General features: G+C 53.8%; 24 protein-coding genes. All 24 read left to right on the top strand.

Annotation, left to right across the window (positions count from 1 at the left end):
• The 24 genes from ftsY to K5753_00990 all read left to right on the top strand — a co-directional run bounded on the left by ftsY (position 1) and on the right by K5753_00990 (position 23,424).
• The gene (ftsY, locus tag K5753_01105; GenBank protein MCR4725799.1) at positions 1–897 is read left to right on the top strand and encodes a signal recognition particle-docking protein FtsY; all 897 of its coding nucleotides are present in this window, start codon (positions 1–3) and stop codon (positions 895–897) included.
• A gap of 198 nt (positions 898–1,095) precedes the next feature.
• Positions 1,096–1,416: a hypothetical protein gene (locus K5753_01100; GenBank protein MCR4725798.1), complete on the top strand. Its 321-nt coding sequence runs from the start codon at positions 1,096–1,098 to the stop codon at positions 1,414–1,416.
• A complete protein-coding gene (ffh, locus tag K5753_01095) occupies positions 1,417–2,736 on the top strand; it encodes a signal recognition particle protein (GenBank protein ID MCR4725797.1) in 1,320 nt (439 codons plus the stop codon). It abuts the gene before it with no gap.
• A 31-nt stretch (positions 2,737–2,767) separates the two neighbouring features.
• Complete coding sequence (rpsP, locus tag K5753_01090; protein MCR4725796.1) at positions 2,768–3,022, top strand: 30S ribosomal protein S16; 255 nt, start codon at positions 2,768–2,770, stop codon at positions 3,020–3,022.
• A 2-nt stretch (positions 3,023–3,024) separates the two neighbouring features.
• Positions 3,025–3,276, top strand: coding sequence for a KH domain-containing protein (locus K5753_01085; protein MCR4725795.1), 252 nt, complete (start codon positions 3,025–3,027; stop codon positions 3,274–3,276).
• Complete coding sequence (gene rimM, locus K5753_01080; protein MCR4725794.1) at positions 3,248–3,745, top strand: ribosome maturation factor RimM; 498 nt, start codon at positions 3,248–3,250, stop codon at positions 3,743–3,745. The genes K5753_01085 and rimM overlap by 29 nt, the downstream gene beginning before the upstream one ends.
• Positions 3,735–4,409, top strand: coding sequence for a tRNA (guanosine(37)-N1)-methyltransferase TrmD (gene trmD, locus K5753_01075; GenBank protein ID MCR4725793.1), 675 nt, complete (start codon positions 3,735–3,737; stop codon positions 4,407–4,409). Before rimM ends, trmD begins: the two co-directional genes overlap by 11 nt.
• Positions 4,406–5,251 carry a ribosome biogenesis GTPase YlqF gene (ylqF, locus tag K5753_01070; protein ID MCR4725792.1) on the top strand — a complete coding sequence of 282 codons (846 nt, stop codon included), beginning with the start codon at positions 4,406–4,408 and terminating at the stop codon, positions 5,249–5,251. Before trmD ends, ylqF begins: the two co-directional genes overlap by 4 nt.
• The gene (locus K5753_01065) at positions 5,241–5,861 is read left to right on the top strand and encodes a ribonuclease HII (GenBank protein ID MCR4725791.1); all 621 of its coding nucleotides are present in this window, start codon (positions 5,241–5,243) and stop codon (positions 5,859–5,861) included. The genes ylqF and K5753_01065 overlap by 11 nt, the downstream gene beginning before the upstream one ends.
• On the top strand, positions 5,854–6,225 hold the full coding sequence (locus K5753_01060) for a YraN family protein (GenBank protein MCR4725790.1): 372 nt from the start codon (positions 5,854–5,856) through the stop codon (positions 6,223–6,225). Before K5753_01065 ends, K5753_01060 begins: the two co-directional genes overlap by 8 nt.
• Positions 6,226–6,353: 128 nt before the next feature.
• Positions 6,354–6,758, top strand: a complete 405-nt coding sequence (gene rplS, locus K5753_01055; protein ID MCR4725789.1) for a 50S ribosomal protein L19 — start codon at positions 6,354–6,356, stop codon at positions 6,756–6,758.
• Between the two features lie 201 nt (positions 6,759–6,959).
• Complete coding sequence (locus K5753_01050) at positions 6,960–9,110, top strand: hypothetical protein (protein MCR4725788.1); 2,151 nt, start codon at positions 6,960–6,962, stop codon at positions 9,108–9,110.
• Complete coding sequence (locus tag K5753_01045; protein ID MCR4725787.1) at positions 9,091–10,623, top strand: YifB family Mg chelatase-like AAA ATPase; 1,533 nt, start codon at positions 9,091–9,093, stop codon at positions 10,621–10,623. Before K5753_01050 ends, K5753_01045 begins: the two co-directional genes overlap by 20 nt.
• Entirely contained in the window at positions 10,623–11,708 is a 1,086-nt protein-coding gene (gene dprA / locus K5753_01040; GenBank protein ID MCR4725786.1) for a DNA-processing protein DprA, read from the top strand. Before K5753_01045 ends, dprA begins: the two co-directional genes overlap by 1 nt.
• Positions 11,709–11,733: 25 nt before the next feature.
• Positions 11,734–13,806: a type I DNA topoisomerase gene (gene topA, locus K5753_01035; GenBank protein ID MCR4725785.1), complete on the top strand. Its 2,073-nt coding sequence runs from the start codon at positions 11,734–11,736 to the stop codon at positions 13,804–13,806.
• Positions 13,803–15,113 carry a methylenetetrahydrofolate--tRNA-(uracil(54)-C(5))-methyltransferase (FADH(2)-oxidizing) TrmFO gene (gene trmFO, locus K5753_01030; GenBank protein ID MCR4725784.1) on the top strand — a complete coding sequence of 437 codons (1,311 nt, stop codon included), beginning with the start codon at positions 13,803–13,805 and terminating at the stop codon, positions 15,111–15,113. Before topA ends, trmFO begins: the two co-directional genes overlap by 4 nt.
• A 3-nt stretch (positions 15,114–15,116) precedes the next feature.
• On the top strand, positions 15,117–15,650 hold the full coding sequence (hslV, locus tag K5753_01025) for an ATP-dependent protease subunit HslV (protein ID MCR4725783.1): 534 nt from the start codon (positions 15,117–15,119) through the stop codon (positions 15,648–15,650).
• On the top strand, positions 15,650–16,972 hold the full coding sequence (hslU, locus tag K5753_01020; protein MCR4725782.1) for an ATP-dependent protease ATPase subunit HslU: 1,323 nt from the start codon (positions 15,650–15,652) through the stop codon (positions 16,970–16,972). The genes hslV and hslU overlap by 1 nt, the downstream gene beginning before the upstream one ends.
• Positions 16,973–16,984: 12 nt before the next feature.
• Positions 16,985–18,238, top strand: a complete 1,254-nt coding sequence (hisS, locus tag K5753_01015) for a histidine--tRNA ligase (protein MCR4725781.1) — start codon at positions 16,985–16,987, stop codon at positions 18,236–18,238.
• Between the two features lies 1 nt (position 18,239).
• Positions 18,240–20,018: an aspartate--tRNA ligase gene (gene aspS, locus K5753_01010; GenBank protein MCR4725780.1), complete on the top strand. Its 1,779-nt coding sequence runs from the start codon at positions 18,240–18,242 to the stop codon at positions 20,016–20,018.
• A 3-nt stretch (positions 20,019–20,021) separates the two neighbouring features.
• Positions 20,022–20,504, top strand: coding sequence for a SoxR reducing system RseC family protein (locus K5753_01005; GenBank protein ID MCR4725779.1), 483 nt, complete (start codon positions 20,022–20,024; stop codon positions 20,502–20,504).
• 48 nt (positions 20,505–20,552) lie between these two features.
• Complete coding sequence (gene trxA, locus K5753_01000) at positions 20,553–20,864, top strand: thioredoxin (protein ID MCR4725778.1); 312 nt, start codon at positions 20,553–20,555, stop codon at positions 20,862–20,864.
• Positions 20,865–20,954: 90 nt separating this feature from the next.
• Positions 20,955–22,208: a serine hydroxymethyltransferase gene (locus K5753_00995; GenBank protein ID MCR4725777.1), complete on the top strand. Its 1,254-nt coding sequence runs from the start codon at positions 20,955–20,957 to the stop codon at positions 22,206–22,208.
• A gap of 31 nt (positions 22,209–22,239) precedes the next feature.
• On the top strand, positions 22,240–23,424 hold the full coding sequence (locus K5753_00990; protein MCR4725776.1) for a cysteine desulfurase: 1,185 nt from the start codon (positions 22,240–22,242) through the stop codon (positions 23,422–23,424).
• The last annotated feature ends 16 nt before the right edge of the window (positions 23,425–23,440 follow it).

Below are 23,440 nucleotides of genomic sequence, written 5' to 3'. Positions count from 1 at the left end.
ATGGGGTTTTTCAGTAAGATTGCGGACGGGTTGAAACGCACCAAAGAAGCGTTCTCCAAAAAAATCTACGAACTTTTCAAGGGCAGGGCGCTGGACGACGATTTTTACGAGGAGCTGGAAATGGCTTTGATCGGAGCGGACGTCGGCGTCGAAACGGCGTCGCAAGCGGTCGAAGAGCTTCGCGATCGTTGCTATCAAAAAAGGATCTCCGCGACCGAGGACGCGAAGGACGTCTTCGCCGAGATCTTAAAGGAAATGATCGATTACGACGTTCCCGAGTACGAGTATCCTTTGTGTCTTCTCGTGGCGGGCGTAAACGGCGTCGGAAAGACGACGGCGATCGGAAAGCTCGCGCATTATTTCACCTCGATGGGAAAATCCGTTACCCTCGCGGCGGCGGATACCTTCCGCGCGGCGGCAGCGGAACAGCTCGGCGTTTGGGCGGATCGCAGTAAAGTCAAGATCATCAAGCACGAAGAGGGCGCGGATCCCGCGGCGGTCGTCTTCGATGCGATCGCTTCCTGCAAGGCGAAAAAGACCGACGTTCTTTTGATCGACACCGCCGGCAGACTTCACAACAAAAAGAACTTGATGGAAGAGCTTAAAAAGATCAATCGCGTCGTTTTGCGCGATTATCCCGAAGCCGATTACCGCAGCTATATCGTCCTCGACGCGACGACGGGGCAGAACGCTTTGTCGCAGGTCGAGATCTTCAAAGAAGCGATCGACGTGGACGGGATCATTTTGACCAAGCTCGACGGGACCGCGAAAGGCGGCGTCGTCCTCGCGATCTGCAACGAGATGGAGATCCCCGTCCTGTTCGTCGGCGTGGGCGAAGGAAAGGAAGACCTTCTTCCCTTCGACGCGAACGACTTTATTTCCGCGATCGTTCCGTAACGAGCGCGTATAGCGGCGCATATACTTTGCCAACTACCTCGTTGCCGCACGGTTACCTATAAAAAGTACGCGCCTGCGCGCCCTCGTTTTTTTTCGGTTTACGAAGTATGAAAACGCGATTGTTAAGTAAAAATACTTGACAGCCGCGTTTTCTTTTATTATAATGTGTAAAGTAATTTTGCTTGATAGGAGTGCGATATGGAGATCGAAGATCGGATAAAAATAGCGGCGCTTCTGTCGGAGTACGGCGGGCTTTTGACCGAAAGACAGCGGAAAATGCTGTCCGATTACGTCGAGCTCGATATGTCGCTTTTCGAGATCGCGGAAGAGGCGGGCGTCACGCGCCAAGCCGTCAGAGACGCAGTGAAGCACGCGGTCGGGTCCTTGGAAAAAGCGGAAGCGGCGGTCGGAAAGATCGCTTGGAAGAGTCGCGTCGCCGCGGCTTTGGACGAAGTTTCCGCGGGTGATGAAGCGCTCAAAGCAAAACTCAAAAAAGTCTATGAAGCATTGGAGGGATAAATGGGAGCGTTCGACGGACTCGGAACAAGGCTGAATCACATCTTTTCCAAAATGAAGAATAAAGGCGCGTTGACCGAGCTTGAAATCAAGCAAGCGATGCGCGAAGTCAGGATCGCCCTTCTCGAAGCGGACGTAAACTTTACCGTCGCAAAAAATTTCATCGCCGCCGTGACCGAAAAAGCCGTCGGCGAAGAGGTCTTAAAGAGCCTAACGCCGACTCAGCAGGTCATTAAGATCGTAAACGAAGAACTCATCAACCTTCTCGGAGGCGCGCATACCAAGCTCGCCGTAGCCGACCGCCCGCCGACGATCATCTTAATGTGCGGCTTGCAGGGCAGCGGTAAGACGACGATGTGCGGCAAGCTCGGCATGATGCTTAAAAAGAGCGGAAAGAGACCCGCGCTCGTCGCGTGCGACGTGTATCGCCCGGCGGCGATCCTGCAACTCCAAAAAGTAGGAGAAAAAGCGGGCGTTCCCGTCATCGAAAAAGGGCAGATCGCTCCTTTGAAGATCGTAAAGCACGCTTTGGACGTCGCGGAGAAATCGGGCTACGATACCTTGATCGTAGACACTGCGGGCAGACTGCATATCGATGAAGCTTTGATGGGCGAGCTCGAAGAACTCAAAGCCTTCCTGAAACCGCAGGAGATCCTGCTCGTCGTCGACTCGATGACCGGTCAAGACGCGGTCAACGTAGCGGAAAAGTTCAACGAACTTCTCGATATCACGGGCGTAATCCTGACGAAGCTGGACGGCGATACCCGCGGCGGCGCGGCGCTTTCGATCAAAGCCGTAACGGGAAAGAGCGTTCGCTATTGCGGCACGGGCGAAAAGATGGGCGATATCGAGCCTTTTCATCCCGAGCGTATGGCGTCGAGGATCCTCGGTATGGGGGACGTCCTGACCTTGATCGAAAAGGCGCAGGAAGCCTTCTCGGAAGAAGAGGCGCGCGCCCTCGAAAAGAAACTTCGCGAATCGAGTTTCACGCTGTCCGATTATCTCGTTCAGCTGGATAAAATGAAGAAAATGGGAAATCTTACCCAAATGATCGGGATGATCCCCGGGCTTTCCCAAAAGCTGAACGGGCAGGATCTCCAAGTGGACGAAGGAAAGATCGCGCGCACCAAAGCGATCATCCAGTCGATGACGGAGAAAGAAAGAAACAATCCCGACCTCATAAAAGCGAGCCGCAAAAAGCGCATCGCGGCGGGAAGCGGGACGGAGATTTCGGACGTAAACGCCTTGCTGAAACAGTTCGAGGCGACGCGCGAAATGATGAAGCGCATGAAGAACGGAAGAAGAGGGGGATTCCCCTTTTAATAAAAGGTAATCAATACGGAGGTATAAACAAATGGTAAAACTCAGACTTACGAGAATCGGCGCAAAAGGCAAACCCTGCTACCGCATCGTCGCGGTGGACAGCAGAAAAGCGAGAGACGGCATGTACATCGAGCAGGTCGGCTATTTCGATCCCATGACCAATCCCGAAACCATCAAGGTGGATGCGGATCTTGCGAAGAAGTGGATCGCGAACGGCGCGCAACCCACCGATACCGTGCGCGTTCTTTTGAAGAAAGCCGGCGTTATCGAGAACAAGGGTGAATAACGATGCAAGAATTGGTTTCCTACATCGTTGAATCGTTGACCGGAAATTCCGATTTTTCGGTCGAGATCAGCGAAGAAGAGCGTTTGATCACGATTACGCTTTCGCCGGATGATATCGGTCGCGTGATCGGTCGCGGCGGAAAAACCGCGAAAGCGATCCGTCTCATCGTAAAAGCCGCGGCGGCGAAGCGCAATAAGCGTTACGACGTCGAGATCCGTGAGATCAATGAGGCTGGCGATAGCGAAAATAACTAAACCGCACGGCGTGAAAGGAGAAGTTCGGGCGATCGTCCTTTTGGACTCACCCGAACTTTTTTGCCGTGTCAAAGAGGCTTATCTCGGCGATAGGAAGGTCAAGATCCGCGCGCGCAGAGCGGACGATCAGGCGATCGTTCAAATCGAAGGCGTCTTGAATCGAGACGACGCCGATCTTCTTCGCGGCAAGCTCCTCGAAGTGGATCGCGCGGACGCGGAGAACCTCAAAAAGGGCGAGTTCTTTATCAGCGATCTCGTCGGTCTTCGCGTCCTCGTCGGAGGAAAAAACGTCGGAGAGATCACGGACGTCTATCAAAACGCCCGCGCCGCCGACGTCCTCTTGATCAAAGGGGAAAAAGAGATCATGATCCCGTTTTTGAAAAAACTGAACGCGGTCGCCGATCTCGCGGCGAAGACCATCGTTTTCGACGAAACGGCGTTCGGGGAGGCGGCGGTCTATGAAAATTAAAGTTTTGACCCTTTTCCCGGAAGCGTACGACGGACTCAAAGTCGGGATCCTCGAAAAAGCGATCCAAAGCGGTAAATTCGAGCTCGAACTCTATAATATCCGCGATTATTCCGCGGATAAGCATAAGAAGACGGACGACTATCCCTTCGGCGGAGGGGCGGGAATGCTGATGACGCCGCAGCCGATCTACGACGCGATACAAAATGCCGACCCCGATCACGAATGCTTGCGCATTTTCCTTTCTCCGCGCGGAAAAACGTTCTCGCAGAAAAAGGCGGTCGAACTCTCCGAAAAGAGCGATCTTCTTTTCCTTTGCGGCAGTTACGAAGGCGTCGATCAACGCGTGATCGATCTTTGTATCGACGAGGAGCTTTCGATCGGCGATTACGTCTTGACGAGCGGCGATCTCCCCTGTATGGTTGTCATAAACGCGCTTTCCCGATACGTTTCGGGCGTCCTCGGCAGCGAGCAAAGTACGGAAGAAGAGAGCTTTTCCGGCGCGCTTCTCGAATATCCGCAGTACACGCGCCCGCAGGAGTTTATGGGGCTTAAAGTCCCCGACGTCCTGCTTTCCGGGGATCACGCGGAAGTCGCGAAATGGCGAAAGGCGCAAAGCCTTGAAATCACGAAAAAACTCAGACCCGATCTCTTGGAGAAAAAATGATTATTCAATGGTTTCCGGGACATATGGCGAAAGCGAAACGCCAAATGGAAGAAAGCCTGAAAAAGGTGGACAGCTTGGTGTACGTCTTGGACGCGCGCGCCCCTTTTTCCTGCATCAATCCGGAATTCGATAATCTCATTCAAAACAAACCCGTTTTGTACGTCATCAACAAGTGCGATATGGTCGAACCCGCGGACGCGCGTCTGTGGGAACAATATTTTAAGAGCAAAGGGATGACCGTGATCGCGACGTCGGGGACGGCTTCTCGCGACGCGCAAAAGATCCTCGCGCTCTTGAACGAGATCAATAAAGAGAAGATCGAGCGCAACGCGAATAAGGGCGTTCGTTACGCCGTAAAGGCGATGGTCATCGGAATGCCCAACACGGGAAAGTCTACTTTGATCAACGCGCTTTGCCGCGGCAAAAAGACGGTGACGGGCGATAAGCCCGGCGTCACGAAAGGGGAGCAATGGGTCCGACTTCCGGGCGGCGTCTCCCTCTTGGACACTCCGGGGACGCTCTCTCACAGCATGAAGTCGGAAACGGTCGGTCTGAACCTCGCGTTTATCGGATCGGTGCGCGACGCCGTCGTCGACACGGCGGAACTGTCGCTCGCTTTGATTGCTTTCTTTTGTCGGAAATTTCCGACGAATCTCAAAAACAGATACGGGGTCGAAGCAAGCGGAACTCCGCTTGAAATCCTTTCCGAGATCGCGAAAAAAAGAGGCTTTATGATGAAAGGCGCGGAGCCTGATCTCGATAAAACGGCGCTTGCCGTGATCGACGATTTCCGCAAACAGCGGCTCGGTAAGATCACCTTGGAGAAACCCGATGAAATTTGAAACGAAAGAGAATTTGAGCTTTGAAAAGGAGCTGCTGTCCGAAGGCGTGACCTTGATCGCGGGAATGGACGAAGCGGGCAGAGGACCTCTCGCGGGCCCCGTCGTCGCCGCCGCGGTCATTATGCCTTTGGACGATATTATCCCCGGTGTGGACGACAGTAAAAAGGTCTCCGAAAAGAAAAGAGAGATCTTTTTCGAGAAGATCAAAGAGAAGGCGATCGCCTATAAGATCGTCGCGGTGGACGAAAAGACGATCGACGAGATCAATATCCTCGAAGCGACGAAAAAAGCGATGAAAGAGTGCGTGGCGGGTTTATCCGTTCGCCCGGAGATCGTCCTCGTGGACGCCGTGAAACTCGATCTCGGCGTTCCCTCGAAAGCGATCATAAAGGGAGACGCTCTGTCGTACAGCATCGCGGCGGCTTCCATCCTCGCGAAGGTTTTCAGGGATCGCTTGATGGAGTCTTACGACGAATCGTATCCCGCTTACGGCTTCAAAAAGCATAAGGGTTACGGCACGAAAGCCCATATCGACGCGATCAAAGAGATCGGTCCCTGTCCGATCCATCGCCGCACGTTTATCAAAAATTTCGTTGAAAAAGATGAATAGCCGCGAGACTTGGATCAAAGGCGAAGTCGGCGCGCGCGGCTTTCTCGAAAAGAAAGGGTATAAGATCATCGAGACGAACTTCGCGACCAAGATCGGCGAGATCGATATCATCGCGGCGGACGGGGAAGAACTCGTCTTCGTCGAGGTAAAAGCGCGAAGGACGACGGAATTCGGGGAACCCATCGAAGCGGTAACGCCGCAAAAAGTCCGAAAGATCGCTCTCGTCGCGAAACAGTATCTGACGATGAAGAAAAAAATGGGCGTTCCCGTTCGGTTCGACGTCGTGGAGTGTATCGGCGGGGTGTATCGCCATACCGAAAACGCGTTTACGCTGAACGACGCCGCGCGCTATTCGAAATATTGAAAAACTGTGAAATAATGCCGTAAAACGCTTGCTTTAAGGGGCGGAATATGGTAGTATATCATAGACTTCGGGTGGTCCTCTGCGCTATATTCAGGCACGAACACTTAGTAAATTAGGAGGAAAAGTCAATGAGTAACGTAATTGAAACGATTGAAAAAGAGGCGATGAAAGCGGAAATGCCGTCTTTCAGCGTCGGTGATACGGTCAAAGTCCATATCAAGTTCAAAGAGATCACCCGCGGCGGAACGGATGCGAATAAATCCAAGAACGCCCGTTCGGATAAGTCCGTTAAGGAAGAGATCAAGACCCAGTCTTTCGAGGGTCTTGTGATCTCTCGTAAAAACGGCGGTCTTCGCGAGACCTTTACGGTCAGAAAGATCTCCTACGGCGTGGGCGTCGAAAAGACCTTTATGCTTCATTCTCCGCAAATCGAGAGCATTGAAGTGGTCCGTAAGGGCGCGGTTAGAAGGGCGAAGCTCTATTATATGAGAGGTCGTACCGGTAAGGCAGCGAAAGTCAAAGCCGCGAAATAAGCAGAGAAAAAAAAGGTTCGCAAGCGATTGCGAACCTTTTTTTTGTCCGCTCGAACGTATCCTTCGATCGACATAAAATTATTATATATAATAATAAATTTAATTTATTTTTTTTATTTAATAAAATACTTGATTAAAATACTTGCGTAACGGTCGCAAAAATATTTAGAATAAGATTGATTATCTGTGCGAGGTAACTCTATGAAAAAAGTCTTATTGATCCTTTTGATTTTGACCTTGACGCTCGCGCTTTTCGCGGCGTGCGGTTCTTTTTCCGTGGAAACGGGAAAGGAGCTCGTAAGCGAAGGTTCTTTCGAGAATAATTCTCTCGGCGCTTGGACGTTGAAATCCTCTTCGGACGACTCGGCTTTGCCCGAAATCGTTTCTTGGGCGAACGGCTCGGACGATTACAAAGAAGCGGGCGAGCACAGCGTTAAATTCTCCGCGACGAAGTTCCAGACTTATTCGCAGAGAGTCAAGCTTCAAAAGAACAGCGTCTATTATCTTTCCGCTCTCGTAAAGGTAACGAACGCGATCACTTCTTCGAATAACGAAGCGCTTGCCGGCGCGTTCGTCGCGATCGATTCCGACTATGCGACCGCGTCGGATATCGTAAAATCCGCTTCGGGCTGGAAGAAGATCGGCGTTTATTTCAACAGTGCGGAGCAATCCGTCGTCGAAGTCCGCTTCGGCGTCGGCACCGCGGCGTATAACGCAAGCGGAACTGCGCTCTTCGATTCGATCTCCCTCGTAAAAGTGGATAACGCGCCCTCGGGCGTGCTCGTTACGAATCTGACGAGATCCGCTTCTTCCGATTCTTTGCGCTTCGACGTCAACTATCGTACGAACGGCACGGGCGTCTTGTTTACGACCTTGACCGCCGTCCTCGGCGCGGCGCTTCTCTTCGCGGCGTACGCGGTTTTCCGCTCCCTTATGGCGAAAAAGGACGCCTTCCTTACCCCTGAACTTTCTTCGGCGAAGGTTCCTTTCTTCAAGAGCGCGGCGTTCTTCCTGATCCTTTGCGAGATCCTCGGATTCGCCGTCCGCTTGATCGTCGTGAACTTCGTTTACGGCGGACCGGGCTTCGGAACGTACGTCAGCGAAGCGACCAAACTTGCGGATCTCGGCGCGAAGACGTATTATTTCGGAAACACCGTGACGACTCCGATCGGTTCTCTTTACCTGCTTTGGGTCCTCGGGCTTCTTTCCGATCCTTTGAAACTCGTCTCGGGGACGCTCGGTTTCGCGATCTTCATCAAGATTCCCGCAATTCTTGCGGATCTCGTCGCGATCTTCGTGGTCTTCTATCTCGCGAATCGCAAGTATAATCAATTCATTTCCGCGACCTTCGCGGGAACCTACGCGCTTTTCCCGCTCTTCTTCTTCGCTTCGTCGGGGTGGGGCGTCTATTCCTCGATCGGCGCGCTCTTCATTTTGCTTTCTTTGATCTCGATCCTCGACAAGAAGTACGTTTCCTGCGTCGTCTATTACAGCCTTTCCTTGCTCTTCCTTGCGGAAGCGTTGTTGCTCGCGCCGCTCTTCTTGATTTATCTGTTCTACGTCTTCTTTAAGACGGACGATTACAAGATGGCGATCTCGATCTCCATCACGTCTTCGGTCATCGTCTTGTATCTCTTGTCGCTTCCGTTCATTTTCTCGTACTTCGCGTCGGGTCGTCCGTTCGTCGTCGTCGCGAGATATTGTCAAGCGATGCTGGTTCATACCGGCTTTACGGAGAATGCGTTTACGATCTACGGGTTCTTCGGTCTCGCCGCGAGAAAAGCGAGCGTCGTGTCCTACGTCTTCAACGGGATCTTGGTCGGCTTGTCGATGATCTACGCGCTGCTCTTGTTCTTCAAATCGAGAAGCAGGCTCGACTTGATCCTTCTTTCCGCTTTTATTTTCGCGACGACGTTCGTCCTGACTTCGGCGGTGGATTCCTTTATGATCTATCCCGCGCTGATCCTGCTCCTCGCTTACGGTATCGTTTCGAGCGACAGGCGCGTCTTGAAGCTCTTCGGCGGATTCTCTCTTACTTCGCTTTTGAACGCGACTTATGCGATGATGATCGGCGGTTACTTCGGATCGGGCACCAATTCCGCCGCGATCTTTATGTCGGCGGGCGATCCCGTTTTGATCGTCTTCTCCGTTTTGAACTTCCTTTTGCTTGCCTATTTTGCCTACGTCACTTATTCTCTGTGCGTAAAAGAAGAGATCAAGGGCGTCGTCATTATCGAAGGAAATTACTTCAAGTTCGCCGCCGCGAGGATCAAGAAATGCGGCGAAGCGATCAAAGGCGTCTTCTCGAAAAAGAATAAGGAGCAAACCGAGAATGCTGGCGAAAATAAATAGTTTTGCGCTGACCGGACTGGACGGCTATAAGGTCGACATCGAGATCGACATCAACGCCGGACTGCCGAAAGTCGAGATCATCGGTCTTCCCGATGCGGCGATCAAAGAATCCGCGGAAAGGGTGACGTCCGCCGTCAAGAACAGCGGATATCATTTCCCGATCAAACGGGTCATCGTCAACCTCGCTCCGGCGGACACGAAGAAGGAAGGGTCGCTTTTCGATCTTCCGATCTCGATCGGCGTTTTGATCGCGTCCGAACAGCTCTTTACGAAGTGCTATAAGGACTACGTCATCCTCGGCGAGCTTTCCTTGGACGGCAAACTTCGCCCGATCAACGGTCTTATTGCGATCTTGATCTCGGGAATGCAGCAAGGCTATAAAAAATTCATCATTCCCGCGGAAAACGCGGCGGAAGCGAGCTTCGTCAAAGGGATCGAATGCTATTGCGTTCGGACGCTCAAAGAAGCCTGCGAACTTCTCGAAGGAGAAAGCGAGATCGTCCCCGTCCCCTATAACGAGTTCAAGTCGGACGATGCGGAAGATCTGTTCGACGTCGATTTCAGCGAAGTCAAAGGGCAGGTCGCCGCGAAGCGCGCGCTTGAAGTCGCGGTCGCGGGCGGGCATAACATTTTGATGATCGGGCCTCCGGGCGCGGGCAAAAGTATGGTCGCGAAATGCGTCGTCAGCATTATGCCGGACTTGACCTTCGAAGAGGCGATCGAAGTGACGAAAGTGCATAGCATCGCGGGGATCTTGGACGAAAAGAAGGGGATCGTTACCCGCCGTCCGTTCCGCACCCCGCACCACACGACGACCGTTCCCGCTTTGATCGGCGGCGGCCATAAAGCGAAACCCGGCGAAGTGTCCCTCGCGAATCACGGCGTCTTGTTTTTGGACGAAGTCCCGGAGTACACGCGCCACGCGCTCGAAACCCTGCGTCAACCGCTCGAAGACGGATTCGTAACGGTTTCCCGCGTCCAGCAGACCGTCCGCTATCCCGCGAACTTTATGCTGATCGGCAGTATGAACCCCTGCCCGTGCGGCAATTACGGCTCGAAAAAGCACGTTTGCACCTGCACGCCGCAGGCAATAAGAAAATATATCAACAAGCTTTCCGGACCGCTTCTCGATCGTATCGACATTCAGATTGAAATGGACGCGGTCGAATTCGGCGAGATCCGAAGCGACAGGGAAGAAGAGAAGAGCGCGGTCGTCAAAGAACGCGTGATGAAAGCGCGCGAAATCCAATCCAAGCGATTCGAATCGCTTCCGATCTACTCGAATTCCGATATGAACAATCGCTTGATCCGCGAGTACTGCAAAATCCCCGCGGAAGCCGAACAACTGATGGAGAACGCGTTCAAGAAACTTTCGCTCTCCGCGAGAGCGAGTTTCAGAATCCTTCGCGTGGCGAGAACGATCGCCGATCTCGAAGGCAAAGAAAAGATCGAGACGGCGCACGTCGCGGAAGCGATCCAATACCGTTCGCTCGATAGGAAGTACTGGAATTGATGAGAGCGTATTCGGACGATCAAATCGCGCTGATGGAGCTTTCGGCGGTCCAAGGGCTGACCTTCCGCCAAAAGACGGCGCTTCTTTCTCTGACGGATTCTCCGAAGGAACTGTTTCCTTCTTTGGAGATTTTGTCCGAAGAGATCGCACGGATCGGCGAAGGACTGTTCGATCGGTTGCTCGAAGTTCGGGAAGGGTTTCAAAAAGAGCGCGTCCTGAACTATATGGAAAAGACGGATTCGTTCGCTCTTTTCGAAAATGACGACGAATATCCCGCGTCGTTCGGGATTTTGGAAGATAAACCGCTCGTCCTGTACGGAAAGGGCGACCCTACGCTTCTCTCTGAGAATTGCTTTGCGATCGTCGGGACGAGGGAACCCACGCGCTACGGGCGCGACGCGGCGGAGCTCTTCGCGAAAGATCTCGCTTCGGCGGGGCTCGTGATCGTCAGCGGGCTTGCCCGCGGCGTGGATTCGATCGCGCATAAAGCCGCTCTCGAAGTCGGCGGAAAGTCGATCGGGGTCATCGGTTGCGGCGTCGATCGCGTCTATCCCTCGGAGAATAAAGGGCTGTATGACGAGATGGCGGAAAAAGGACTCGTGCTTTCCGAGTACTTCTTCGGAGAAAAACCCGTTTCTTTCCATTTCCCCGAAAGAAATCGGCTCATCAGCGCGCTCTCGAAGGGAATCCTCGTCGTCGAAGCGGGGGTGAAGAGCGGGACGCTTCTGACCGTCGAACACGCGTTCGATCAAGGGAAGGACGTGTTCGCAGTCCCGGGGAATATATTCAGCGATAAAAGCAAGGGCTCCAACGAGCTTTTGCATAATCCGCTCGTCCTGCCGGCGTGTTCGCCCCGAGACGTTTTGGATTTTTATAAAATCGACGCTCCCGAAAAAGAAGAGCAAGCGGTGCAACTCACGACGAATGAGATCATCGTTTACGATCTTTTGAAGGACGAAGATAAACACTTTGAAGAGCTCATCGCCGCCACCGGGCTTCCGATGGGCGAACTCATGCAGACGCTGACCAAACTCGAAGTGTTGGGCGTGATCAAAAAACTGCCCGGAAATTATTACGGAATTTGATAGCGGAAACGCAAAACGGAGAGATATGAAATTAGTAATAGTAGAATCACCACACAAAGCAAAAACGATCGGCAAGTATCTCGGACAAAACTATAAAGTTCTTGCTTCCGGCGGGCATATCAGCGATCTTCCCGAAAAGCGTCTCGGCATCGACGTCGAGAATTCTTTCGAACCGGAGTACGTCATTTCGCCCGATAAAGAGCGGACGATCTCTCAACTCAAAACCGCCGTCAAACAAAGCGACCAAGTCTATCTCGCGACCGACCCGGACCGCGAAGGGGAGGCGATCAGCTGGCATTTGCAAACCGTTCTCGGTCTGCCGGACGACGATATCCGCATCGAGTTCAACGAGATCTCGAAAAAAGCCGTCTTGAAAGCGCTCGAAACTCCGAGAAAGATCAATAAAAGGCTCGTGGACGCCCAACAGGCGCGCCGCGTCCTCGACCGCATCGTCGGTTACAAGATCTCTCCCGTCCTTTCGAGGAAGATCAAGAGCGGTCTTTCGGCGGGGAGAGTCCAATCCGCCGCGCTTCGCATGGTCGTGGACAGAGAGCGCGAGATCCGCGATTTCAAACCCGAAGAGTACTGGACGCTTCACGCGTTCTTCAACGGGAAGAAGCCCTTCAAAGCGATCTTTTACGACGTGGACGGGAAGAAATTCAAGATCCCGAACAAGGAAGCGCTCGACAAACTCCTTTCCAAGATCGACGGGAAGCCTTACGTCGTGGACGAGGTCAAAAAGAACGTTCAAAAGGTTTCTCCGATGCCGCCGTTTACGACGTCCACCCTGCAACAGGACGCGACCACGAAATTCTCGATGAGCGCGCCGCAAGTCATGCAGATCGCGCAGCAGCTTTACGAGGGCTGTGAGATCGAGGGCGAGGGACACGTCGCGCTCGTTACTTATATCCGTACCGACTCGGTCCGCGTGGCGGACGACGCGGTCTTCGCCGCAAAGCGCCATATCGTGGATACCTACGGAGCGGAATATTATCCGAAAGTTCCGAATAAATTTGCCGTAAAACAGCAAGCGCAGGACGCGCACGAAGCGATTCGCCCGATCTCCTTGGATCGCACGCCGGAATCGTTGAAAAGCAAATTGCAGAAGAATCAATATGCGGTGTATAAACTCATTTACGATCGCTTCGTCGCGAGCCAAATGGCGGCGGCGCAGTACGACACGCTGAAAGTCCATATCAACGCGGAGGGCGACGAACATAAATTCGGGTTCAAAGTTCAAGGCAGGACGATGAAATTCCCCGGTTTTACTGCGGCTTACGCAGATTTCCGTTCGCACGTAAACGAGGACGAGGGCGAAGACAACGCGCTTCTTCCCGCGCTCGAAGAGGGTGACAAGCTCGATCTCAAAGAGTTGAAGTACGAGCAGAAATTCACCAAACCTCCGCAGCGTTACACCGAAAGTTCTTTGATCAAAGCGATGGAAGAAAACGGGATCGGCAGACCGAGCACCTACGCTTCAATCCTCGCCGTCCTCGCGAAACGCGCCTATACCGAAAAGGAAGGGAAAAGCCTGAAAGCGACCTCGCTCGGCGAGACCGTTTGCGATTCGATCGTTAAATTCTTCCCCGACATCATGGATCTGAAATTTACCGCGAAGATGGAAAAAGAGCTCGACGAAGTCGAAGAAGGGCGCAAGTGGCAGGACCTCATCGGCGCGTTCTATCCGGGCTTTATCCTCGAAGTCAAAAAGGCGTTCAAGGACGGGACCGCGGTCAAGAAAGAATATGAGGTTTCGGACGTAAAATGCGATAAATGCGGCGCGATGATGGTCATCAAAGAAGGGCGTTTCGGCAAGTTCCTCGCTTGCCCGAATTTCCCGAATTGCCGCAATATCCTCTCGATGGAAAGCGAAAAAGTCGCGACCTGCCCGATCTGCGGAAAGGACGTCTTGAAAAAGCGCAGCAAGGCGGGCAAGACTTTTTACGGGTGCAGCGATTATCCGACCTGCAAATTCGCGAGTTGGGATATTCCCGCGCCGTATCTTTGCCCCGAGTGTAAATCGACGATGATCGTGAAACGCTCGAAAGGGGCGACCAAGTACGTTTGCACGAACTGCAAACACGTTGAAGAAAAATGAAAGTAAGGGTCGTCGGCGGCGGTTTGGCGGGCGCGGAAGCGGCGTATCGCCTGCTCGAAGCGGGCGTCGAAGTCGAGATGTTCGAAATGCGTCCCGACGTTCAAACTCCCGCGCATAAGACGGGCGGGCTTGCCGAACTCGTCTGCTCGAACAGTCTTAAAAGCGACCTTGCGGATACCGCGAGCGGCGCATTGAAAACCGAGATGCGCGCGTTCGGAAGCGTCGTCCTTCGCGCGGCGGAAAAGGCGAAAGTTCCTTGCGGCGGCGCGCTCGGCGTGGATCGCGAGATCTTCTCGAAAGAAGTCGAAAGGATCCTCTCGTCCTACGCGGGTTTTCACCTCGTTCGCGAGGAAGTCCGGTCGCTCGATCTCTCGATTCCGACCATCGTCGCGACGGGACCTTTGACAAGTAAAGCGATGTCCGACGCGCTCCTCGAACTTACGGGGGAAGAAGGTCTTTCCTTCTTCGACGCGGCGGCTCCGATCGTGACGGCTGAAAGCGTCGATATGGATCACGCGTTTTTCGCTTCGCGTTACGGAAAAGGGGATAAGGACTATCTGAACGCCCCGATGAACAAAGAGGAGTACAAAGCCTTTTACGCCGCGCTTATTTCTGCGGAAAAAGCGAAGCAGGAAGTCGGCGGCGCGTATTTCGACGGCTGTATGCCGATCGAGATCATGGCGAAAGGCGGAGAGGATTGTCTGCGGTTCGGACCGTTGCGCCCCGTGGGACTTCGCCATCCCGAGACGGGGGAAAAGTACTATGCTGTCTTGCAGCTTCGCAAGGAGAATGCGGCGGGCGACCTATATAACCTCGTCGGGTTTCAGACCAGCCTGACCTTCCCCGAGCAAAGGCGCGTCTTCGGATTGATCCCCGCCTTAAAAAAAGCGGAGTTCGTCCGTTACGGCGTGATGCATCGCAACACCTTCATCAACGCCCCGAAGATCCTCGACGGGTTCTTCAAGGTCAAAAAAGCGAACGCGCTTTGGATCGCGGGTCAGCTTTCGGGCGTCGAAGGCTATATGGAAAGCGCGATGAGCGGGATGATCGCGGGGCTGTCCGCGGCGGCGTTCGTCAAAGGAAAGGCTCTTTCGCCTCTTCCGGAGACGACGATTATGGGCGCGCTTTCTCGCTATATTTCCGCGGAAAACGCGGCGTTTCAGCCGATGAACGCGAACTTCGGGATCTTGCCCGCGCCCGAAAAAAGGATCCGAGACAAAGCCTTGCGCAAAGCCTTTTACGCCGAGCGTTCGGCAAACGATATAAAAGCATACGTTCTTTCTCTCGAAAGCGCGTTAAAGGAGTAAAAAATGGAATTTAAGGGAACCACGATTTGCGCCGTCAAAAAGGGCGGCGTCACCGTGATCGCCGGCGACGGTCAGGTCACGATGGGCGAAAGCGTCGTCTTCAAGGCGAACGCGGTCAAGGTCAAAAGGATCTACGGCGGCAAGGTCGTCGTCGGGTTCGCGGGCAGCGTTTCGGACGCTTTTTCTTTGAGTGAAAAGTTCGAAAAAATGTTGCAAAAATTCAGCGGAAATTTGATGCGCAGCGCGGTCGAACTCGCGGAGCTTTGGAGAAACGATAAAATGCCCCGTCAGCTTCAAGCGATGCTGATCGCCGCGGATAAGGATAATCTGTTGGTGCTGTCCGGGACGGGTGAAGTCATCGATCCCGATTCGGGCGTTTGCGCGATCGGAAGCGGCGGCAATTACGCGCTCGCGGCGGCGCGCGCTTTATATGATATCGAGGGTATGGGCGCGGAAGAGATCGCGCGGAAAGCGATGAAAATCGCGTCCGAGCTTTGCGTCTTTACGAACTCGAATCTGACGGTGGAGGTGCTGTGATGGAACTGTTTACCCCGAAAGAGATCGTGCAGGAACTCGATAAATATATCATCGGGCAGGACGAGGCGAAAAGAAGCGTCGCCGTCGCTCTTCGCAACCGTTACAGACGCAGTCGTCTGGACGATGCCGTTCGCGAAGAGATCACCCCGAAAAACATCATTATGAAAGGACCGACGGGCGTCGGTAAGACCGAGATCGCCCGCCGTCTCGCCAAGCTCGTAAAAGCGCCGCTCGTCAAAGTCGAAGCCACGAAGTTTACCGAAGTCGGTTACGTCGGGCGCGACGTCGAGTCGATGGTCCGCGACCTCGTGGAAGCCGCGATCCGCCTCGTAAAGGAAGAGCGTTACGAAGAGCTTAAACCCCGCGCCACCCAAGCGGCGGTGCAAAAACTCGTAAAGGTCATTTTGCCGATCCGCAAAGAGCTTTCGCCGGACGTTCCCGAAGCTCAGCTTTCCGAAGCGATTTCCGAAGAACTTACGGATGGGAAATTGGACGAAATGCAGATCGAGATCGAAGTTTCCGAGCCGCAAAAACCCGTGCAGATGATGCAGACCGGGCAGGGCGCGGAGATCAATCTCGGCGATATTTTCAAACAATTCGGAGGCGGCAAGAATAAGAAAAAACGCAAGCTGTACGTCAAGGACGCGATGAGGATGCTGATCCTCGAAGAATCCGATAAGCTCATCGATACCGACAGCGTCGCCGCGGAGGCTCTCCGCCGCGCGGAGCAGGAAGGCATCATCTTTATCGACGAGATCGACAAGATCGCCGGTTCGAGTATGGGTTCTTCCCGCGGCGGTCCGGACGTTTCGCGCGAAGGCGTGCAAAGGGATATCCTTCCGATCGTCGAAGGTTCCACTGTGACGACGAAGTACGGCAGCATTCGCACCGACTTCATTCTCTTCATCGCGGCGGGCGCTTTCCATATTTCGGAAGTTAAAGATCTGATCCCCGAACTGCAAGGCAGATTCCCCGTCGTCGTCGAGCTCAACAGCCTTACGAAAGAGGATTTCGTCCGCATTTTGACCGAACCGTCGAACGCGCTTCTCAAAATGTACAGCGCGCTCTTGAAAGTGGACGGCGTCGATCTGAAATTTACGAAGGAAGCCATCGAGAAGATCGCGGAACTCGCCTCTCTCGAAAACACGAACAGCGAGAATATCGGCGCGCGTCGCCTGCATTCTCTGATCGAAGCGCTTTTGTCCGACGTTTCTTACGAAGCGAACGGCGAGCCCGTCGAAGTCGTCGTCGATCTTCCCTACGTCGAGAAGCATCTCGGTAAACAGCTCGTCGACCTCGATCTCAAACGATATATCATTTAAGGAGCGAAAGAAATGATCAACATAATGAAAGGGACGAAAGATCTTTTGCCTCAGGAAAGCTATAAGTGGGCGAAGATCGAAGAGGAGATCCGCGCGGTGACGCGTCTTTTCAATATTCGCAAGATCGCGACCCCGACCTTCGAGCATACGGAGCTTTTCCTTCGCGGCGTCGGCGACACGACGGATATCGTCAATAAGGAAATGTACACTTTCCTCGATAAAGGCGGCAGAAGCGTTACCTTGAAACCCGAGGGAACGGCGGGCGTCGTCAGGAGTTTTATCGAAAACAACCTTTCAAGCCTTCCGCAACCCTTGAAAATGTACTACGAGACTCCCGTCTTCCGTTATGAAAGGCCGCAGGCGGGCAGGCTTCGCGAGCATCACCAATTCGGCGTCGAGATCTACGGCGCGGACACTCCGGAGCAGGACGTCGAAGTTATGCTGATCGCGAAGACGCTGTTCGACCGTCTCGGGATCACGGGGCTGGAACTTCGCATCAACAGCATCGGTTGCCCGGAATGCCGCAAGGAATATAATAAAGCGCTCAAAGCCTATTTCGCGTCGAGGATCGACGATCTTTGCCCGACTTGCAGAGAAAGGTTGGATAAAAACCCCCTCCGCATTTTGGACTGCAAGGAAGAGAAATGCGCCGCCGTCGCGGCGGGCGCGCCTTCCGTCCTTTCCTATCTCTGCGAGCCTTGCCGCGCGCATCACGCAAAGGTCAAAAATCTCTTGACGCTTTCCGAGATCCCCTTCGAGGAAGACGATAAGATCGTCCGCGGACTCGATTACTACACCAAGACCGTTTTCGAATTCGTCGCGGGGAATATCGGAGCGAAAGCCACGGTTTGCGGCGGCGGCAGATATAACAATCTCGTCGAAGAGATCGGCGGAAAGCCGTGTCCCGCGGTCGGATTCGGAATGGGGATCGAGCGTTTGATCCTGACGATGACCGCGCTCGGCGCGTCCTTCGGCGATGAACCCACGCCGGACGTCTTTATCGCGAATATCGGCGCGTCGGACGAAGCGTTCAAACTCACCTCCGCGCTCAGAAAGCAGGGCGTCGCCGCCGAATGCGACGTTATGGGCAGAAGCCTGAAAGCGCAAATGAAGCTTTCGGATAAGCTCGGCTCGAAATTCAGCGCCGTGATCGGCGAAGACGAGATCAAAAAAGGCGTCGTCAAAGTCAAAAATATGAAAACGGGAGAAGAGGAAGAAACCGCGATCGAAAAACTCGCGGAATATATATCTCAAAAGAAGGCGTAATATGAACTTTTTAAGTCAAAGAAGCAAAATGTGCGCGGAGTTTCGCGCGAGCGACATCGGTAAGACCGTAACGGTTTTGGGCTTTATCGGAAAATATCGTAATCTCGGCAATATTATTTTTACCGACGTGCGCGATCGCACGGGTATCGTCCAAGTTTCGTTTGAAGAGACCGCTTGCGGAAAAGAAGTCTTCGCGCTTGCCGAAAAACTCAGGAACGAATTCGTCGTCGCCGTCAAAGGCGTCGTCCGCAGTCGCGGCGAAAAGAATATCAATAAGGCGCTTCCTTCGGGCGAAGTGGAGATCTCCGCGTCGGAGCTCGACATTCTTTCCGAAGCGGACGTTCCGCCCTTCGTGATCTCCGAGATCGCGGCGGTCGGCGAGGTCACGAGGCTGAAATATCGTTATCTCGATCTGCGTCGCGGCAGTTTGCAAAGCAATATCCAAATGCGTTCCAAACTTTGCCACCTCGTCCATTCCTATATGGACAAGCTCGGTTTTTTGGATATCGACACGCCTTGCCTCGGTCGTTCCACGCCCGAAGGCGCGAGGGATTATCTCGTTCCGAGCCGCGTGCATCACGGCGAGTTTTACGCGCTTCCGCAGTCCCCGCAGATCTATAAGCAGCTTTTGATGATCGCGGGATTCGATCGCTACTATCAGATCGCGAAATGCTTCCGCGACGAGGATCTTCGCGCGAACCGCCAACCCGAATTCACGCAGATCGATATGGAAATGAGCTACGCCGATTGCGAAGACGTAATGGGCGTGGCGGAAGGCTTGATCCGCGAAGTGTTCGATCGTCTGATCGGCGTAAAACTTCCCGAGAAGCTCCGCCGTATGCCCTATGCGGAAGCGATGGATCGTTTCGGATCGGATAAGCCCGACACCCGTTTCGGTCTCGAACTCATGGATCTGTCCGACGTTGTAAAGGGATGCGGCTTTTCCGTCTTCGAGAACGCGGTCGCCGCGGGGAATAAAGTCAAATGCATCAACGCGAAGGGTCTCGCGCAAAAGTACACGAGAAAAGAGATCGACAAGCTCGGTGAATTCGTCAAAGATTACGGAGCGAAAGGTCTTGCTTGGGCGGCGATCAAAGAAGAGGGCGTGACCTCGACTTTCGCGAAGTTCCTGAAAGAAGGCGTTATGGACGAGATTTTCCGCGCCGCCGGTGCGGAAAAGGGCGATATCCTCTTCTTCGTGGCGGATACTTACGCGGTTTGCTCCGCCGCGCTCGGAGCGCTCCGCTTGAAGATCGCGAAGGATTTCTCCCTGATCCCCGAAAATACTTTCGATTTCCTTTGGGTCACCGAATTCCCGCTTCTCGAATACAGCGAGGAAGAAAAGCGTTACGTCGCGATCCATCACCCGTTCACCGCGGCGATGGATGAAGATCTCCCGCTTCTCGACACCGATCCTTTGAAAGTCAGAAGCAAAGCCTACGACCTCGTTATAAACGGCGAGGAAGCGGGCGGCGGCTCGATCCGTATCCATACGCCCGAAATGCAGAGCAAGATCTTCAATTTGCTCGGATTTACCGATGAGGACATCGTAAATCGTTTCGGCTTCTTCGTCGAAGCCTTCCGCTACGGCGCGCCCCCGCACGGCGGTCTTGCCTTCGGTCTCGACAGGCTCGTTATGCTCTTGACCGGCGCGGAAAGCATTAAGGACGTAATCGCGTTCCCGAAGATGCAGAACGCTTGCTGCTTGATGAGCGACGCTCCGTCCGTCGTAGAAGAGAAGCAACTGACCGACCTTGCGATCGGCGTTTTGAAGGAATAAAAAATGTACGAAGTCGGGATCGTTGAAAGCGTAAACGAAAAGAGGAAAACGGCGAAAGTCGTCTTCGACAGGCGCTCCGCTTGCGATAAGTGCAAGATGTGCCTCGCCGCGTCCGGCGATAAGATGAAAGTCTACGTCGAAGTCAGAAACACGCTCGGCGCGAAAGAAGGCGATCGGGTCGGCGTCCAAATGAGCGACCGTTTCGTCCTGCGCGCGGCGTTTATCGTCTATATCGTCCCCGTCGCGCTGGTCGGCGCGGGGCTTGCGATCTTTCGCAAATTTTCCGATTTGGTCCTGCTCGGCGTCGTCGCGGTCGCGCTCGTCATCGGTTGCGCGATCGGGATCATCGTCGATCGCATGATCAAGAAAAAAGGTACGTTCGCGCCGCAGCTCGTTACGATCCTGTCGGACGAGCAGAGCGATAAGCCCGCATCCGATCCTGCGGATTCCGCCTCCGACGGCGACGGGGATCCCACCGAAGAATAGCCCGCGAAATGGCGGTCTAAAATATAAAAAAAAAAGGAGTAGTAGTGTATGAACGCAGTAAACGAAGCTAACGTAAAAGAGTTTTTGCAGTCTCCCGCGGCGGTCCTCGATTTTTGGGCGACTTGGTGCGGTCCGTGCCGAATGCTTTCGCCCGTCGTGGAGAAACTTTCGGAAGAGTACGCGGGAAAAGTGGCATTCGGTTCGGTCAACGTGGACGAAGAGGAAGGGCTTGCCGTTTCCTATGACATCTCCGTGATCCCGACGCTCCTTTTTATGAAAAACGGAACCGTTGTGAATAAGACCGTCGGCGTTCGCTCGGCTGACGAATTGAAAAAAATCATCGAGGAACTTATCAAATAGCGAAACCAAACGGCGCATCGCGTCTTTCGGGGGGAGAGAGGCGGCGCAATGATATCCGCCCGAATAAAACAAAAACAAAAGGAGAAAAGTATGATCGATTTATCAACCGTTAAGAAGCAAGACGAAGCTGTTTTCGGCGCGATGGAGCGCGAGCTCAATCGCCAAAGACAAAATCTCGAACTCATCGCGAGCGAGAATATCGTTACGCCCGCCGTTATGGCGGCGATGGGCAGCCATCTGACGAATAAGTACGCCGAAGGATATCCCGGAAAGAGATATTACGGCGGTTGCCAATTCGTGGACGAGGTCGAGACGCTCGCGATCGAGCGCGTCAAAAAGATCTTCGGCGCGTCTTTTGCGAACGTTCAACCCCATAGCGGCGCGAACGCGAATCTTGCCGTTTATTTCGCCCTTTTGAACGTCGGTGACACGATCCTCGGTATGAACCTCGCGCACGGCGGTCACCTTACGCACGGTTCTCCCGTCAATATGTCGGGTAAGAACTATAACATCGTTCCCTACGGCGTAAAGAAAGAAACCGGTAGGATCGATTACGAAGAGCTTCGCCGCATCGCGAACGAGTGCAAGCCCAAACTCATCGTTGCGGGCGCTTCGGCGTATCCGCGCGCGATCGATTTCAAGGCGTTCCGTGAGATCGCGGACGAAGTCGGCGCGTATCTTATGGTCGATATGGCGCATATCGCGGGTCTCGTCGCGGCGGGTGAGCATGAAAATCCCGTCAAGTACGCGGACGTCGTTACGACGACCACGCATAAGACCCTTCGCGGACCGCGCGGCGGCGTCATCATGACGAATAACGAAGAGATCGCGAAAAAGATCGACAAGGCGATCTTCCCGGGAACGCAAGGCGGACCGTTGATGCACGTCATCGCGGCGAAAGCCGTTGCCTTCGGCGAGGCGCTTACCCCCGAATTCAAGGCGTATCAACACCAAATCATTCTGAACGCGAAGGCGATGAGCGAGCGCTTTATCGAAAACGGCGTCGATCTCGTTTCGGGCGGAACGGACAATCATTTGATGCTTCTCGATTTGACGAGAAAGAATATGACGGGTAAGGAGCTTGAAACCCTTCTCGACGAAGCGCACGTCACCGTCAATAAGAACGCGATCCCGTTCGACACGCAAAAACCTTTTGTAACGAGCGGCGTCCGTATCGGGACTCCGGCGATCACCGCGCGCGGTATGAAGGAAAAAGAAGCGGTCTACATAGCGGATCTCATCACCGACATCATTTTGAATCGCGCGGAAGCGGTCGAAAGAGTAAAGAAAGCGGTTATCGAACTTTGCGAGAAATTTCCGCTTTACGTCAACGATATCCTTTAATTCGTTTTTATCGGATATTGCTTGAAAAACGATGAATAATCCGATCTATTTCGATCACGCGGCAACGACTTTTCTCGACGAGCGAGCGCTCGCCGAGATGTTGCCGTATTTCAAAGATAGATTCGGCAATGCGAGCAGCCGCCATTTTCTCGGAAGAGAAGCGGTCGCCGCGGTGGACGAAGCGCGCGCAAAGATCGCTCGCGCGATCGGAGCGAAGGAGAGCGAGATCTATTTCACCTCCGGCGGAACGGAATCGGATAACTGGGCGATCCGCGGCGCGGCGCTCATAAAAGGAAAAGGGCACGTCGTAACGACCGCCGTCGAGCATCACGCCGTCTTGAATACCCTTGCGGAACTTGAAAAACAAGGATTCGAAGTGACCTACGTTCCCGTCGATAAGACGGGAAAAGTTTCGGTCGATGCGGTCGTTTCCTCGATCCGAGAGGATACCTTTCTCGTCTCCGTTATGCTCGCGAATAACGAAGTCGGGACGATCGAACCCGTTCGGGAGATCGCCGCGGAAGCGAGAAAGAGGGGGATTCTTATGCACACGGACGCCGTGCAGGCGGTCGGCGCGATTCCCGTCGACGTTCGTGCGCTCGGGGTCGATCTTATGTCGATCTCGGCGCATAAATTCAACGGACCGAAAGGGATCGGCGCGCTCTTCGTTCGAAGCGGCGTTCGGCTCGGGAAACTGATCACGGGCGGCGAGCAGGAGCGTTCGATGCGCGGGGGGACGTATAACGTCCCGTCCGTCGTCGGGTTCGGAAAGGCGATCGAACTCGCCGTGGAAGAACTGTCTTTCCGATCCGAAAAGGTGCGCGCCCTTCGCGATCTCTTCATGAAACGCGTAAAAGAGGAGATCCCATTCGTCTTCGTGAACGGTGCGTCCGAAGATGAAAAACTTCCGAATAATGCGAACGTTTGCTTTGAGTATGCGGATGGCGACGGGATCCTTTTGTCCCTCGACAGAGAGGGGATCGCGGCCTCTGCGGGCAGCGCTTGCTCCTCGGGCAGCGCCGATCCGTCTCACGTCCTTATCGCAATGGGGCTGACGGAAGAACTCGCCCGTTCGTCCCTCCGCTTTTCTTTCGGAGCGGAAAACACCGAGGAAGAGGTCGAAAAGGCGGTAAACGTCCTTTCGCGAACCGTCGAAAGATTGCGTTCCTTTTCTCCTCTTTTCAAACAATTCGAACATTCGAAGCGCGACGTATGACCTTTTTTCGGGCGCG

This window comes from Clostridia bacterium (assembly GCA_024685775.1).
GTDB lineage: Bacteria > Bacillota > Clostridia > Christensenellales > CAG-1252 > CAG-1252.
This window is presented reverse-complemented; position numbering and strand designations above follow the sequence as displayed.